12 protein-coding genes are annotated in these 13,173 nt (G+C 37.0%); 8 read left to right on the top strand and 4 right to left on the bottom strand.

The window, feature by feature from the left end:
• Nucleotides 1–100 precede the first annotated feature (100 nt).
• The 3 genes from ACIQX2_RS12425 to ACIQX2_RS12415 all read left to right on the top strand — a co-directional run bounded on the left by ACIQX2_RS12425 (nt 101) and on the right by ACIQX2_RS12415 (nt 2,603).
• Nucleotides 101–1,792, top strand: coding sequence for an ABC transporter ATP-binding protein (locus tag ACIQX2_RS12425; RefSeq protein ID WP_402851324.1), 1,692 nt, complete (start codon nt 101–103; stop codon nt 1,790–1,792).
• A 141-nt stretch (nt 1,793–1,933) separates the two neighbouring features.
• On the top strand, nt 1,934–2,239 hold the full coding sequence (locus ACIQX2_RS12420; protein WP_402850700.1) for a DUF4288 domain-containing protein: 306 nt from the start codon (nt 1,934–1,936) through the stop codon (nt 2,237–2,239).
• 46 nt (nt 2,240–2,285) lie between these two features.
• Entirely contained in the window at nt 2,286–2,603 is a 318-nt protein-coding gene (locus ACIQX2_RS12415) for a hypothetical protein (protein ID WP_402850697.1), read from the top strand.
• A gap of 535 nt (nt 2,604–3,138) precedes the next feature.
• Here the strand turns inward: ACIQX2_RS12415 and ACIQX2_RS12410 are convergent.
• The 4 genes from ACIQX2_RS12410 to ACIQX2_RS12395 all read right to left on the bottom strand — a co-directional run bounded on the left by ACIQX2_RS12410 (nt 3,139) and on the right by ACIQX2_RS12395 (nt 5,712).
• The gene (locus tag ACIQX2_RS12410) at nt 3,139–3,261 is read right to left on the bottom strand and encodes a hypothetical protein (RefSeq protein ID WP_402850694.1); all 123 of its coding nucleotides are present in this window, start codon (nt 3,259–3,261) and stop codon (nt 3,139–3,141) included.
• On the bottom strand, nt 3,258–4,544 hold the full coding sequence (locus ACIQX2_RS12405) for a helix-turn-helix domain-containing protein (RefSeq protein WP_402850692.1): 1,287 nt from the start codon (nt 4,542–4,544) through the stop codon (nt 3,258–3,260). Before ACIQX2_RS12405 ends, ACIQX2_RS12410 begins: the two co-directional genes overlap by 4 nt.
• A gap of 190 nt (nt 4,545–4,734) precedes the next feature.
• Nucleotides 4,735–5,028: a hypothetical protein gene (locus ACIQX2_RS12400; protein WP_402850689.1), complete on the bottom strand. Its 294-nt coding sequence runs from the start codon at nt 5,026–5,028 to the stop codon at nt 4,735–4,737.
• A 156-nt stretch (nt 5,029–5,184) separates the two neighbouring features.
• A complete protein-coding gene (locus ACIQX2_RS12395; protein ID WP_402850687.1) occupies nt 5,185–5,712 on the bottom strand; it encodes a YceI family protein in 528 nt (175 codons plus the stop codon).
• A gap of 250 nt (nt 5,713–5,962) precedes the next feature.
• Between ACIQX2_RS12395 and ACIQX2_RS12390 the strand changes: the two genes are divergently transcribed.
• From ACIQX2_RS12390 to ACIQX2_RS12370, 5 genes are all read left to right on the top strand, one after another.
• A complete protein-coding gene (locus ACIQX2_RS12390; RefSeq protein ID WP_402851320.1) occupies nt 5,963–6,268 on the top strand; it encodes a winged helix-turn-helix transcriptional regulator in 306 nt (101 codons plus the stop codon).
• Between the two features lie 79 nt (nt 6,269–6,347).
• On the top strand, nt 6,348–7,265 hold the full coding sequence (gene murB / locus ACIQX2_RS12385; protein ID WP_402850685.1) for a UDP-N-acetylmuramate dehydrogenase: 918 nt from the start codon (nt 6,348–6,350) through the stop codon (nt 7,263–7,265).
• 291 nt (nt 7,266–7,556) lie between these two features.
• A complete protein-coding gene (locus ACIQX2_RS12380; RefSeq protein ID WP_402850682.1) occupies nt 7,557–9,914 on the top strand; it encodes a penicillin acylase family protein in 2,358 nt (785 codons plus the stop codon).
• Nucleotides 9,915–10,706: 792 nt separating this feature from the next.
• The gene (locus ACIQX2_RS12375; RefSeq protein WP_402850679.1) at nt 10,707–11,081 is read left to right on the top strand and encodes an ArsR/SmtB family transcription factor; all 375 of its coding nucleotides are present in this window, start codon (nt 10,707–10,709) and stop codon (nt 11,079–11,081) included.
• A complete protein-coding gene (locus ACIQX2_RS12370) occupies nt 11,065–13,161 on the top strand; it encodes a heavy metal translocating P-type ATPase (protein WP_402850677.1) in 2,097 nt (698 codons plus the stop codon). The genes ACIQX2_RS12375 and ACIQX2_RS12370 overlap by 17 nt, the downstream gene beginning before the upstream one ends.
• Nucleotides 13,162–13,173 lie beyond the last annotated feature (12 nt).

Genomic DNA, 13,173 nt, shown 5'->3' with positions numbered 1-13,173 from the left:
TTCTAATGCAATAGGGCGTGCAAGAGGCCCAAGAGGTTTTGGTGGACCAGTAGAGAAGGCAAAAGATAAAAAAGGAACGATAAAACGAATCTGGCGATACATGGAGAAACAAAAAATTGCTATTGTAGTATCCATTATATTGGTAATAATTTCTACTCTACTAAACTTGTTAGTTCCTTATATGATTGGTGTCACCATTGATGAGTATATAATTCCGAAGGACATGGACGGAACACTTCGCTTCTTAGTAATATTGGCAATTGTGTATACAGCAGCTGCCTTGTTTACTTGGCTACAGAATTTTTTAATGGTAAGAGTGTCCTTGAAGACAATTAGGTCATTACGTCAGGATTTGTATGAAAAGTTTCAAACGTTATCTTTACGATTTTTCGATAAACGTACGCATGGAGACCTCATGAGTCGTGTGACGAATGATATTGAAAGCTTAAATAACGCATTAAGTCAGAGTGTAATTCAAGTTATTTCGACTGTAATGATGGTGACAGGTGTAACGATAGCGATGTTTATCCTTAACTGGGTGTTGGCAATAGTGTCTTTATTAGTAGTTCCATTAGTTATTTTCACTACGAAAAAGATTATCACCTATAGTAGTAGCAACTTCATCAAAAGACAACGTGATTTAGGAGAGTTAAATGGTTTTATAGAAGAAGCCATTTCAGGAAATGAAGTGATTACGCTTTTTGGGCAAGAAGAAAAGAATTTCAACAAGTTCTCGATAGTAAATGAACGACTTCGCAGGTCAGCAACTGCAGCTGATACTGTATCGGGATTTCTTGGACCTATCAACAACTTTATCAACAATTTAGGTCTAGCATTAATCATTGGAATTGGGGCTGTGATGACGGTACAGGAAATGGCAACTATCGGGATAATAGCCGCATTTGTTAACTATTCAAGACAATTTTTCCGACCTATTAATCAGCTTTCCACATTATTGAATACCTTTCAGTCTGCTATTGCGGGAGCGGAGCGAGTATTTGAAATTATGGATGAAATGCCCGACCTTCACGATCAGGAGAACACTCTTGCAATAGATAACTTAAAAGGAAACGTTGAATTTTCTAGTGTTGATTTCTCATATGAGAATGGGAAATCAGTTTTGAAGAATATTAGCTTTGAAGCCATAGCAGGAGAAAAGATTGCTTTAGTAGGTCCAACAGGCTCAGGTAAAACGACCATCATCAATTTGCTTATGCGTTTTTATGAGATAGACTCTGGAAGCATTAAAATTGATGGGCAATCCATTCAGGATTATCAAATAAGTAGGCTCCGAGAAAAAATTGGTATTGTTTTGCAGGATACATTTCTATTTTCAGGCTCCATATTAGAAAATATTCGTTACGGTAGACTAGAGGCAACTGACGAGGAGGTAATAGAGGCTTCGAAACTAGCGTCTGCGCATCGGTTTATCAAGCATTTACCTGATAAGTATGACACTCAGATTACCGGCAATGGTTCAAATTTAAGTCAAGGACAGCGTCAATTATTAGCAATAGCTCGTGCCGTTTTAGCAGATTCGGATATATTGATCTTAGATGAAGCAACTTCCAGTATTGATACGAAGACAGAGATCGATATACAGCAAGGGCTAAATAGACTATCAGAAGGACGCACTAGTTTTGTTATAGCCCATCGCTTAAAAACGATTGAAAATGCAGACAAAATATTAGTCATCCATCACGGTGAACTAATAGAAGCTGGGACACATAAAGAGCTCCTCAAGAAACAAGGTTTTTATTATGAATTATATGAAAGTCAGTTTAGTATTTGAGTGAATATTTTGGTGTAGTGCCTATGAAAGTAAGAATAAAAATACTCGTTTAAATGCATAATTGGCACGTTACATTCACACATAAAATATATAGTATTCTATGCGCTCACATTATAGAGTTATAAGTAAGAGGTGAGCATAATGTATAAAATTTTTTCTGTCAAATTATTGTTCGAACACATTTCGTTATCCGATATTATGGCAAACAAAATATATGAAGAAACCATTAATATCATACGTGCTGTAAAATTGGAGGATATAGATCCTCTTGTTAAAGCTCATTATAAAGACGTCACGTATAAAAACATCTTTGGAGAAGACACGACGATAAGGCTAGTTATGATTCTAGATGTTTTTGAACTAGTGGATAATATTGAAGAGACCCTAGAGTTTGTAGAAGTATATAGCCAGCATATTATTGTCGACGAAGAAGTGTCAGTTGAATAGTGGTTTCTCCTATAAAAACGAGTCCATCTTTTAAAGAGGTGTTATTGTGAATTATAAAATCACAATAGGTTTTTTATCATTATTGGTTTGTTTATTTTTTGCTGGTTGTTCTGATTATGAAGAGGACTTCGTTTTCACAGGAACAGTAGAGGAGATACTTGTTGAAGAAGAAATCTTAGTTGTTAAAGAATATAGCGGGCGTGATGAAAGTAGTCGGGACGGAAATGTATATGATATACCCTTTGAAAATGTAGAGAAATATAACATTGGCCAGAAACTTGAAATAACTGTCTTTTCTAATGTTGACGAAGATATTTGGGATTTACAACATATGAAATTCGATATAAAAAAAGTAGAAAATTAATATTCTTATTCATTTAATGAGATGCGTTTCTAAAAAAAATACTTGGCACCGGTACTTTCTTTAAGAAAGTCAAAAACAAACATGAAAATTAACACAGTGTAGCTTTTTTAAAAAGGGGAGAGAAACTGAATGGAATTTAAACTTTGGAACGGTTCTATTATGCTTCCCCTTTACACATTACGATTATTGTAATAATTATTATTTTCTTTTTACTAAGGTGGAGCAAACAATTAGAAACTCGACGTTTTACGATTTTTATTTATTTTATGATAAGCACTTACATTGCTCCAATTTATTCAAGGAGTACAAAAGAAGGTGACTTTCAGCTGTGGGTTCCGTTGGGCTTTATATTTGTTTTATTTTACTTGTTTCGCACTGAAAGAAACCATCCATCAAAAATAAAAGCAAGTATTTTAGGACTTTGCATAGCACTATATCAGTTAGTTCTTCAATATGTAAGATAGCTTTTGGCGAACATGATACAAATAAACACCATTTTCTCATAGAGGAAATGGTGTTTACTTTTAAACTATTTTCAGATTAAATCACCAACATCGGTGATTTTTGGTTTGTCATCCTCTGCAAGATGACTAGAACTAAAGACCGGAAGTGCGAATAGAACAAAACAAAGTAGAATACCAAATACAGCTTTCTTCACGACAATTCCTCCCAACTAGATACTTTTGAACGCTTTAAATGAAACTGAAAACCTAAATCATAGTAAATAGACGCTTGCTTATATTGTTTCGTTTCAGCTAATCGCTTAGCTAATACGTGGCAATAAATCATACAGTGTTTATAATCCTGCTTACTTCCAAAATAATCTAAAGCTTTCTTAAAAATGGTTATAAGCTCTTTCTTCTCTAGTAATATCGCTCCATATACGGAGAAGTGATTTGTATATAAATCCTTCTTGCTTATCGATAGGTGCTCGGAAATTTCTTGTCCCTTTTGCAACCATTCTAAAGCATTCTGCAAATCACCATTTTTGTGATACTCCTTCAAAATAGATAAAATGGTCACCACTTGATCATCCGGACTATGCTTTGTTTCCAAACTGTAAAAAAAGTGCTGCAGGGCTTGTGGAGAATCTTTTTGTAACGAGAAGCAGGAGCCTAAATTATGCTCAATCATGCCATTGTACTCAAGTGACTCTATTTTTAAATTAATATCTCGTGCCCGTTCAAAAGTAGCAAGTGCTTCCTTTAACGCACCGGAATTTTTTTGAGCAATACCTAGAATTATTAAGCACTCAATTGAGCGTTCGATTAATATTTCTTGATTGAAATAGGAAATGGCTTCTTTTACATAATCAATAGCGAGTATGTAACGTGATTCGGATAATAGAGATAACCCCGATATGTAATATAATTCAGCCATCTCCCAGTCGTCCATGCGATAACCTTTAATCAACTGGAAAACTTCTTTAAAAAACTGAGAGGCTTGGCTAAATAGATTATCCTGATAGGCGGAAATACCTTGAATTGTGTAGAGATAAAATAGCTGTTCAATCGTCATTTCTTTTTTGAAATCTCCTAAGATAGCAATGCTCCTTTGTATCTCTAATACTTCAGGTAACATAAGCATCAAACGAGCTTCCCATAAAAGCAATGTTAGTCGTTCTTCGCCTAGTGGATGCTCTTCATTATAAAGTTGAATATCAAGTAGAAGCTGTTTAGCTAGCTTTTTATCTCGAGAATTTAGAACTTGCTTAAACTGTAATTTAAATTTAACAATCATATTTTGATTATGATTGATATTAGACGAGTCCACTGGAATATTCAATCTCGCAAGGATATGATGCCTTATCTCTTCACTAGGAATAACTAAGCCATTTTCAATTCTACTTAAGTAAGAGGGAACGCATATTCCAGAAGCTAAAGCCTCTTGTTTAATATTTTGTCTCTGACGCTCTAACTTGATCAATTGCCCTAGGTTCATCTAACTCACACCCTCTCCTAAGTCAATAAAAAGGAAATCAAATCCAATTATATAAATAACATACCATATTCTTGTGAGAAAAACAGAGAAAGCTTCCATTAAGAAAGTAGTTGTCAAAAACCACTTAAAATTACTCGATTTCACCAATTGCTTTCACAGGGTTCTGTAGAGTTTCGGTTTCAGGATAGTTTTAATAAGATATAGTTTGCGCTTCATTTACCGATCGTTTTTGTAAATCTAAAACTAAAGGATCGGTCGATTCTAAAAGACTAGCCTGCTTCAATTGAAGATCTAAACGCATTTTTTCTGTTTCGACTAAAAAATTGTTGTATCGAAGTTTTTCAAGTTCGATTTCGTCCTTCACAATTAGAGCTCGTATTTTTTGAGATTTTCGTAAATGATTTGTCCAAATTGCTGATAGTGGTATGGAAAAAGTCAAAATAATTGCTACAAAACCGAGACCTAACCCTAATAATTCTTCCATTTATATCCCTCCAAATCTTATTCTATAGTATATACGATTTATAGGGAAAATAGTTTCAAAAGTCAGAAAACAAAGTAGGTAGATTTATCTGTTAAAGATTATTAGTCAAAAAAAAGCTATCCTTAAAGTTAAGGATAGCTTTTTATAATTTATTAATTATTGAGCTGGGTTTAATTCAAGTTCAACAGTGATTTTAATATCTTCTCCGACAAGAACTCCACCAGTTTCTAATGCTTGGTTCCACGTTAAACCAAATTCTTTACGGTTAACTTTAGTATCAGCAGAGAATGCTACAACTTCTTGGCCCCATGGATTAGTACCTTTACCACCATATTCAACGTCAAATGTTACTGGTTTTGTAACGTCTTTAATCGTAAGGTCACCAGTTACGTCATATTCACCATCTGCTTTTTTCTTAATATCAGTTGCAACAAATTTGATGCTTGGGTAAGTTTCGATATCAAAGAAATCTGCAGAACGTAGGTGGTTATCGCGATCTTCATTGTTAGTGTTGATTGATTTTACGTCAATGTCAAAGTTGATTGTAGCTCCTGTTAAATCTTCCGTATTACCTTCTAAATCAGCTGTGAAATTAGTGAAAGATCCTTTTACTTTTGAAACCATCATGTGTTTTACAGAAAAGTCAATCATAGAATGTGCTGCGTCAAGATTAAATTTTGTCATTGTGTAATTCCTCCTAATGGATTGTTTTTTTTTAGTATACAACAAAATTATTTCGAAATCAAGAGTTTTCATTTCAAAATAATTAATAAAACCATATATTTCTTTACCTGTTTTCTTGAAACATAAACATTAGGTTACTTTATGTAACTAAATATAGTTTAATATATTGGTTACGTCAAGTAATTTAATTACTTTTATTTTACAAAAGAAGTAAAAAAGATTATAATAGGAAGTGATAGAGGTGAATCAGATGAAAGAAACGTTATTATGTCCGCGTTTGTCAAAGGCAATGGAGTTGCTCGGAAAAAGATGGACTGCCCTAATCGTTTACCAGCTAATCGGTGGTGCAAAACGATTTAATGAAATTGAATCGTCACTTCCTATAAGTGGTCGTTTGTTATCAGAGCGTTTAAAAGAGCTTGAAAAAGAGGGAATAGTAGAGAGAACTGTCTTTTCCGAAGTGCCTATACGGGTAGAATATAACCTGACGGAAAAAGGTCTTGCACTAAAAGAAGTAGTTAGTGAAATCGAGACGTGGTCTAAAGAATGGTTATAGTATTGTTACTTGATATATTCAGAGTAAAAATGCATACTATGTAAGGGTAATAGGTTAAAGTAGAAAGGATTGTCTCTCTTTGAATAAACAAAAATGGTTTCAAAATTTAACGGAACAACTAAATCCAGCGAATATTAAAATAGATGAAGCATTGAATTTGCATACAGTAACTAAAATGGGTGGGAAGGCGGATCTATTTGTCACACCTTCTACTCAGGACGAGGCAGCCTTTGTTGTCCAATATGCATGGGAACATAGAATACCATTGTTATTACTAGGGAACGGGTCAAATATGGTTGTTCGTGATGGTGGCGTACGCGGAATTGTACTGCGATTAGAGAACTTGAACAAAATTATCATTGATGGTAACCGTGTGATTGCCGAAAGTGGTGCCGACATTATTGATGTGTCAAAGGCTGCTGCCCAAGAATCCCTAACAGGCTTAGAGTTTGCCTGTGGTATTCCCGGATCTATTGGTGGAGCAATGGCGATGAATGCAGGAGCGTATGGTGGAGAAATCCAAGACGTCATTGTGCAATGCACCGTGCTAACTCCAGCTGGAGAAAAGCTTGTTCTTTCGAAAGAGCAATTAGAGCTAGGCTATCGAAAAAGCATTATTACGAAAAAAGGCTATTATGTGTTATCGACGGAGTTTTTATTGGAAAAAGGAAACCAAGAAGAGATTGATGCAAAAATTGCCGATCTTACTTACCAAAGAGAGTCGAAGCAACCATTAGAATACCCTTCTGCAGGTAGTGTATTCAAACGACCACCAGGATATTTTGCTGGGAAGCTTATCCAAGATAGTGGCTTGCAGGGGAAAGGCTTTGGTGGTGCAGAGGTTTCCACGAAGCATGCCGGCTTTATAGTCAATAAAAATAATGCAACTGCAACCGATTATATTAGTACTATAGAAATGGTGAAAGCAACAGTAAAAGAAAACTTCGGCGTCGAGCTTGAGCTAGAAGTGAAAATTGTTGGCGAAAATATAGATTAATACAAGACCAGACCCATGAATATACTTATTCATGGGTCTTTTTTTGTTGATCTAACATACCGGATCTATGTGAGAGAGTACATGAGCTTTACGAGAGTGAATTAATGGTATACGAGCATGATACTTAGGCATTTGGTTCAATTCGTTGTTTTTGCCTAATATATACCTTCCAACATCTCGTGAAACCATTTATAGGGATGGAAATTCATTATCGTCCAATTTCACTTGTTAGTCGGAAGGTGAATTTCTAATAATGTCGAATACCGTAAAGGAACAAAGGGGGCAAGGGATATGAGAAAAGTGTGGAAAATAACTGCCTGGATTTCAGGGGTAATTGGGATTCTGATAGTTATCGTTGTTGTGGGATTGAACATGTATTTGTCTAGCACGAAACCAATTATTGATGGGGATCTGGCAATGGACGTATTAGACTCTGACGTAAAAGTGGTACGTGATGCTGTTGGGGTTCCACATATTACAGCACAATCCGATGCGGACCTTTACCGAGCACAGGGTTTTGTGCAAGCTCAGGATAGACTTTTTCAAATGGATTTGGCTAGAAGGCAGGCGAGTGGACGTTTAGCTGAAGTGGTAGGAGAAGCGGCAGTCGATACGGATAAGTTTTTCCTAACTTTTAGTTTACGTGCAGCTGCCGATAAATCCTATGCTGGATATAGCGATGAAGCAAAACAAGTATTAAAGTGGTATGCAGAAGGGGTTAATGATTTTATTGAATATGCAAAAGAAGAAAACAAGCTAAGTTATGAATTTAAGTTATTAGGCTACGAGCCAGACGAGTGGACTCCAACCGACTCCTTAGCAATCGGAAAGTATATGGCGTATGACTTAGGTGGAAACTGGTCATCACTTGCGATTAGACATTGGGCATTAAACGAATTAGAGGAAGGAAAGGCGAAGGAGCTTTTTATAACGTATCCTGAAAATTCTAAATCGATTATAGAGGCTAATATTAATAAGCCAGTAAATATTGCTGGTTACTTTGACGCGTCGGTTTTACCGAATGAATTTAACGGTAGTAATAACTGGGTAGTGAGTGGAGCAAAGACAGCTAGTGGGCTTCCTTTGCTAGCAGATGACCCACATTTAGGATTAAGCACACCATCCATTTGGTATCAAATGCACTTAGAGTCACCCGAGCAAAATGTGAGTGGGGTTATATTTGCTGGCATTCCCGGTATCATTCTTGGTCATAACGAAGAGGTTGCTTGGGGTGTAACAAATGTAGGACCAGATGTACAGGATCTATATATTGAAACGCCTAATCCGGATGACCGTACACAATTCCTTTATGAAGGTAAATGGGAGCAGGCGGAAGTTCGTCATTCATCTATTAAAGTAAAAGAACAAGATGATGTACCTTTTGAAGTAGTAGTGACGAGACATGGCCCTATTATTTCGGACGTCTTGTTCAAGGATGAGAAAGCATCAGCCTTGTTTTCCATGCAATGGACGGCGCTGGAGCCGACTCTTGAATTACAGGCCATATTGAAGATGAATAAGTCGTCTAGCTGGGAAGAGTTTGAAACCGCATTGGAGGACTTTCATGCACCTGCACAAAATTTTGTGTTTGCTGCCAAAGATGGAACGATTGCGTACAAAGCAAACGGTAGATTACCATTGAGGAAGAGAGGCGATGGTCAATTGCCTGTGCCCGGAGACTCTGCCGACTATGGTTGGGAAGGCTATGTCCCTTTTAATGAGCTTCCCATTGTTGTGAATCCAAAAGAAGGCTTTATTGCAACTGCAAACAATGAAGTAGTGGATGATTCCTATCCATATCATATTACGGATTTCTGGGCCCAATCGTATCGATATGAAAGAATTGCGGAAGTGCTTGAGAGTAAAACAGAATTAACAAAAGAAGATATGATGAACTTGCAAATGGATCAAACGAATTTGTATGCGAAAGAGTTTTTAACACAAATGCTTGAATCGGTCGAAAACCTAGACTCAGAGAACGAGTATAAAGAAATCCTCACTTTGTTAAAGCAGTGGGACCAGATCGATGATAAAAACCAAGCAGCTCCTCTCGTATTTCATAAATGGATGAAGGAGCTCCCTCAGACTTTGCTACAGAAAGAAATGCCGAAGGATGTATATGCGATGCTACCTGGTAAAGGTAATATCTCCGATCAATTACTTAGAAAAGGCTACAATAGGGAACAAAGTGCTTGGCTAGAATCATATGGTGGTATAGACAAATGGGTCTATGATTCATTCGTACAGGCAACTTATGAAATAACAGAGGAGTTTGGTTCGAACGAAAAGAAATGGAAATGGGGAGATTATCACCAGCTAACATTTGATCATCCGCTTGGCGGGGCTTCTCCCATTTTAGCTTATCTGCTAAATCCAAAACCAGTGCCAATCGGAGGATCCAATATTACGGTTCAAGCAGCCGGATTTGGAGAAGATGGAAAAGTGGATCACGGGGCATCCTGGAGATTTGTTGCAGATTTAGCTAATTTAAACGAGGCTTTTCATATCGTGGGACCCGGACAAAGCGGACATATGAAATCAAAATGGTATCATAGTCAAGTAGAGGATTGGGCAGAAGGAAATTATCACACGACAGTAATAGATGGTGATATTGAAGAAGGTTATGAATTGATACTGAAAGCAAAATAAAAAAGAAGAGGCTGGGACATCTGGTCTTTAAATTTGGCTATAATAAAGGTTTATTTAAAATGCTGATAAAAAATGAGCTGGGATGTATTTCCCGGCTCATTGTATTGTGATGCCGTGTTTTACTAAAGAATCCATTAGTTGAAGAATAGTATTTTGTGTCAAATGCGACATAAAAACTCTCCTTCTCTTATTAAACTAAACTGCCGCGTTAGTTTAAGTAAACACTTTCACAATCTTTTTAACATAAATACCCAGTGCCCATCTTATATAGTTAAACCCATTCTTCATATTAATTAACGATTAATCAATCTTTTCCTTTAACAGAGCCTTAAATTTAAAAACGTGAAATCGGTCACTAGATTTCACGTTTTTTTATTTTGTGAATTTATAGCTAGTCTCCTGGGAGAACAGCATAAGTTAGAGACTACCGGTTCGAGTCGTGCCTCCGAAAAACGTCTCCTCTAACGGAAAACAACGTAGGGGAGACTTAATAGAAAGCCCTGAAAAACTTATGTTGTGCGTAGAATTTTTAAGACTTATTATCGGCTACTTTTTAAATGGGAAAATAATCCTTTTCGCAAGTAAATAAACTTCAATAGCGAGTAAAAAAGCTATGTGCACAAGTATCGCAAAATGAACGAGAGTATTTTACAAGTGAGAGCGAGTATTAGCTAAAGTAATGTGAGTAAACAAGGAAAACATTCAAACGCCCATTTGAATAAGTTGCGTTTTAAATATTCAGAACATATAATGAAAATAACAATCAAACGATCATTTGAATGAGGTGGAAATATGCAAGCGAAGGATATGTGTGAAGTAACGAAGATACATGAGGATGTAGTACTTTCCGTAAAGAAGCAAATGCCAGAACTAGCGACGGCTGCTCAAATTTTCAAAGCCCTAGCAGATGAAACAAGACTAAAAATAGCTTATGCATTAACAATAGAGGAAGAGCTTTGCGTTTGTGATGTTGGAGGAATTATAGGTTCATCTACAGCGACGGCATCCCATCATTTACGATTTTTACGTGATTTATCTCTGGCCAAATCACGACGTAAGGGAAAGTTAGTATATTATTCGTTAGCAGACCATCATGTAAATGCGTTAGTAAAGCTCGCATACGAACATGCGCTAGAAGAGGGTGAAAAGGATGGAGAAAGCAGTTAAGCAAGAATATCGATTAGAAAATCTTTCATGTGCCAGCTGTGCCATGAAATTCGAAAATAATATTAAAAATCTTCCTCAGGTAGAGGACGCAACGGTTAATTTTGGTGCATCTAAGGTATCCGTCATTGGAAAAGCAACAGTAGAGGACATCGAAAAAGCTGGAGCATTCGATGGCATAAAAGTGACAACTGTCAAACAGCGTCAACAAGAAACGGTTCCTTTTTTCAAACGAAAAGAAAATGTCTTAACAGTTACTTCCTTTGTCTTTTTAGTAATAGGGATTATCGCATCCTTTACTTATGAGGAATCACACCCACTTGCCGTAGCATTATTCATCATCTCTATAGCTGTAGGAGGCTTTGACTTATTTAGAGCTGGATTTGTCAATTTATCTCGTTTTAGTTTTGATATGAAAACGCTTATGACAATTGCAATTATTGGAGCAGCGATTATTGGGGAATGGCGCGAGGGTGCTGTAGTAGTTTTCTTATTTGCAATCAGTGAGGCACTAGAGGCTTTCTCGATGAATAAAGCTCGTCAGTCAATCAGTCAGCTAATGGATATTGCACCTCCGACAGCAACCATACGTAAAAATGGGAAGCTAGTAGAGGTCGATACAGATTTTATACAAATAAATGATGTACTGATTGTAAAACCGGGACAAAAAATTGCTATGGATGGAGTTGTATTAAAAGGTATCTCTGCAGTCAATCAAGCACCCATTACCGGTGAGTCAGTGCCAGTTATGAAGTCAATTGATGATGAAGTTTTTGCAGGTACGTTAAACGAGGAAGGGTCACTCGAAGTTAAAGTAACGAAGCGAGTGGAAGACACTACAATAGCGAAAATAATCCATCTTGTGGAAGAAGCACAAGCAGAAAAAGCCCCATCTCAAAAGTTTGTAGATAAGTTTGCGAAGTATTATACACCTGCCATTATTATTATTGCGATTTTAGTAGCGATTTTGCCTCCATTATTCGGAGCAGATTGGCAAACTTGGATTTACCAAGGACTTGCGGTTTTAGTAGTAGGCTGCCCATGTGCATTAGTAGTATCCACTCCAGTAGCTATTGTGACAGCGATTGGAAATGCAGCGAAACAGGGGGTGTTGATTAAAGGTGGCCTCCACTTAGAGGAAATTGGTCGACTTCAAGCAATCGCATTTGACAAAACAGGTACACTAACAAAAGGGTATCCTGAGGTTACAGATGTTGATGCTATTACTCCGAATGAGTTTCTTCAAAAAGTAATGTCTATCGAAACTTATTCTCAGCATCCGCTAGCGCAAGCCATTGTTAAATATGGTGCAAAAGAACATATTCAACGTGAAGAAATAGAGCAATTCCAATCTGTCACTGGAAAAGGAGCAGAGGGAGTAGTGGATGGAGCGAAATGGGCAGTCGGAAGCGTTAGTTGGATTTCCTCTATAAGCACTGTTTCACTGGAAGTACTTACTAAAATTGAACAACTCCAAACAGAAGGAAATACAGTCATGCTTGCGTCAGCAGATGGTGTATATCAAGGGTATATTGCTGTAGCAGATCCAATACGTCCAACAAGTAAAAACGTACTAGAAAAACTGAGAAAAGCAGGAATTCAGCATACAGTCATGCTAACGGGAGATGACAAACGTACCGCAAGCGCAATCGCAGAGAAGCTTGGAATGACGGATGTTGAAGCGGGGCTAATGCCCGAACAAAAACTTTCTGCTATAAAGATCTTAAAAGAAAAGTACGGAACGGTTGCAATGGTTGGAGATGGTGTCAATGATTCTCCAGCGCTTGCAGCAGCTACTGTTGGTATTGCAATGGGAGGGGCAGGAACCGATGCGGCACTGGAAACAGCAGACGTAGCTTTAATGGGCGATGACCTAGAAAAATTGCCTTATACAATCCGATTAAGTCGAAAAGCATTGCATATTATTAAAGAAAATATTATGTTTGCATTAGGATTAAAAATAATTGCACTGCTTCTCATTATTCCAGGGTGGTTAACTTTATGGATTGCCATCTTTGCAGATATGGGGGCTACATTATTAGTAGTATTAAATTCATTGCGACTTATAAAGATAAATAAATAGCACGTACGGAGG

Origin of the sequence: Psychrobacillus sp. NPDC096623 (assembly GCF_044762655.1) — a bacterium.
GTDB lineage: Bacteria > Bacillota > Bacilli > Bacillales_A > Planococcaceae > Psychrobacillus.
This window is presented reverse-complemented; position numbering and strand designations above follow the sequence as displayed.

Excerpts from the sequence above, each read along its gene's own strand:
- ACIQX2_RS12425 (WP_402851324.1), top strand. The coding sequence starts at position 101 with ATGGAGAAACAAAAAATTGCTATTGTAGTATCCATTATATTGGTAATA.
- ACIQX2_RS12420 (WP_402850700.1), top strand. The coding sequence starts at position 1,934 with ATGTATAAAATTTTTTCTGTCAAATTATTGTTCGAACACATTTCGTTA.
- ACIQX2_RS12405 (WP_402850692.1), bottom strand. The coding sequence starts at position 4,544 with ATGAACCTAGGGCAATTGATCAAGTTAGAGCGTCAGAGACAAAATATT.
- ACIQX2_RS12400 (WP_402850689.1), bottom strand. The coding sequence starts at position 5,028 with ATGGAAGAATTATTAGGGTTAGGTCTCGGTTTTGTAGCAATTATTTTG.
- ACIQX2_RS12395 (WP_402850687.1), bottom strand. The coding sequence starts at position 5,712 with ATGACAAAATTTAATCTTGACGCAGCACATTCTATGATTGACTTTTCT.
- ACIQX2_RS12390 (WP_402851320.1), top strand. The coding sequence starts at position 5,963 with ATGAAAGAAACGTTATTATGTCCGCGTTTGTCAAAGGCAATGGAGTTG.
- ACIQX2_RS12380 (WP_402850682.1), top strand. The coding sequence starts at position 7,557 with ATGAGAAAAGTGTGGAAAATAACTGCCTGGATTTCAGGGGTAATTGGG.
- ACIQX2_RS12375 (WP_402850679.1), top strand. The coding sequence starts at position 10,707 with ATGCAAGCGAAGGATATGTGTGAAGTAACGAAGATACATGAGGATGTA.
- ACIQX2_RS12370 (WP_402850677.1), top strand. The coding sequence starts at position 11,065 with ATGGAGAAAGCAGTTAAGCAAGAATATCGATTAGAAAATCTTTCATGT.